Below are 1,812 nucleotides of genomic sequence, written 5' to 3'. Positions count from 1 at the left end.
AGCAAGAACATTGGTAGTCTCGGTCATGGCGTATCGCTCTCCTCAAGAGGTTCTGGCAGGCTCGTCACCCGCCTCGATACGCCGCCTTCCTCACATCGTCATCACCCAGATTCCGCTAGCTCCGGCGACGGCCGCCATCCCCGTTTGCTGGTAGTTCCCACTGCTGTACTACATCGCAACCTCAGATCTTGTTTTATGTGACAATTGATCAGCTGCTCTTCAAGCGGAACTGGCCTCCAGAAAACGTAGCTGATAGGTTCCGTCGAACACGTCGTACGTGTGGGGAACTCGAGTGACCTCAAGCTTGCTTTAGCGCTACTCAAATAACGAATCGGTCCTTGAGCTGGAGGTCTCCGATTCCTAGTCTTGAGTGGTAATGGTTATCACGGGGGGACCCCTGATGCAGGGGCGTTGCGAACTTCGAGAAGAATTGAGACGGCGAGAAGAGCTCAAGGCCACACTCTTCCGCGCTCAATTGGATATAGCCAAGTGTAAGGCTGAGCTGGCGGAGCTCGATCAGAGGCTTCTGAAGAACCTTGTCGGTAACGCAGAGCTTATCTGCTGGTAAAGGGTTTGTTGGCGCTTTGCGATGAGGCCGTTTTGGCTTGATTTTCCGATTGTATGATCGAAAGAGAATGCAACGCAGAAGCGATGGATAGCAAACAACAATTGATGGCTGAAGCTGCGTAGCAGTTGAAGCGTCGCAAACGCTCTAATCGCGAACAGGCGGGAACACATGGTGCAAGGTTCACAAGTCACGATCATAGGCGCCGGACGCGTCGGGCTGAAGCTCGCCGAGCTTCTGAAAACGTCCGGCAGCCGCATACGCTTCGTGGATCACGGGCGGGTGGCTGACATAGATGAGGACCTGATCGTGAGCGATGCGATGAACCTGACGCAGGAGGCCGAATCCGCCATTGCGGAGTCCGATATTGTCGTTCTTGCCTTGCCGTTCACGGTAGCTGAAGTCGCATTCACATCCGTCTGTCGGCAGCTCAAGCGCGACACACTGTTGATCGAGACGCTTTCGGTCAAGACGAGACCCGCCTCCTGGGCGGCTACCTTACCTCGGGAGGTGGAGTATCTTGGCCTCAATCCACTGTTTGGCCCGGAGCTCGCTTGGGCAAATCGACCAGTCGCGGTGGTCGCGTATAGATCAGGGCCGAGGCTCGAATCCTTTCTGCAGTTTTTACGGCACACGGCTGCGAGCCTTGTCGCACTCGATGCCGCAGCTCACGACCAACTGCTTGCGCAGCGTCAGCTGGCTACACATGCGCTGCTCCTGTCGCTCGCGAGCATCCTTCGCGACGAGAACACCGCAATTCCGCTGGAGGTTGGTCCGCCCCCCTATCACCTTCTCCTGGCCGCAGTCGGACGCATGTTGACGGGCACGCCCGAGACATTTGCTGAGATCCAGACGGAGAATCCTTTTGCGCCGACAGTCCGCTTGCGCCTGATCGCGGCACTCGAGAGGCTAGGCGGGGACGGCAAGGAAGTGCTCGACTACCTTCGCAGTGAGTGGAGTGATCTCGCGCCACGTCTCAAACCGGCCGCCGCAACTTGCGAGCGCCTGTTTGCACGCCCCATTTTTCCTCTAGAGAGCACCGAATAAGATAATTACGCGACATTCCTGGCACAACGAAGAGCCAGAAAGAAGGGGCGTCTCCTTCAATAGTCGGCTCCTCCTTCCGCATGGGACGTGTTCCACGGTGCTCGTTAGTCGTCCGTGAAGAGTGGCTAAGCGATTGAGCTAGAATCGCATTTGTCGTTGTGGACTGTTTTGCGTTTGCAGGGGTTTGATGCTTCGGGCGT

General features: G+C 56.5%; 1 protein-coding gene. It reads left to right on the top strand.

Features of this window, described 5'->3' with window-relative positions; all coding sequences use genetic code 11:
* Positions 1-736: 736 nt before the first annotated feature.
* Positions 737-1,612, top strand: a complete 876-nt coding sequence (locus GA0061099_RS39090; protein WP_074448700.1) for a prephenate dehydrogenase/arogenate dehydrogenase family protein — start codon at positions 737-739, stop codon at positions 1,610-1,612.
* Positions 1,613-1,812 lie beyond the last annotated feature (200 nt).

The sequence above is a fragment of the Bradyrhizobium yuanmingense genome (genome assembly GCF_900094575.1).
GTDB lineage: Bacteria > Pseudomonadota > Alphaproteobacteria > Rhizobiales > Xanthobacteraceae > Bradyrhizobium > Bradyrhizobium yuanmingense.
This window is presented reverse-complemented; position numbering and strand designations above follow the sequence as displayed.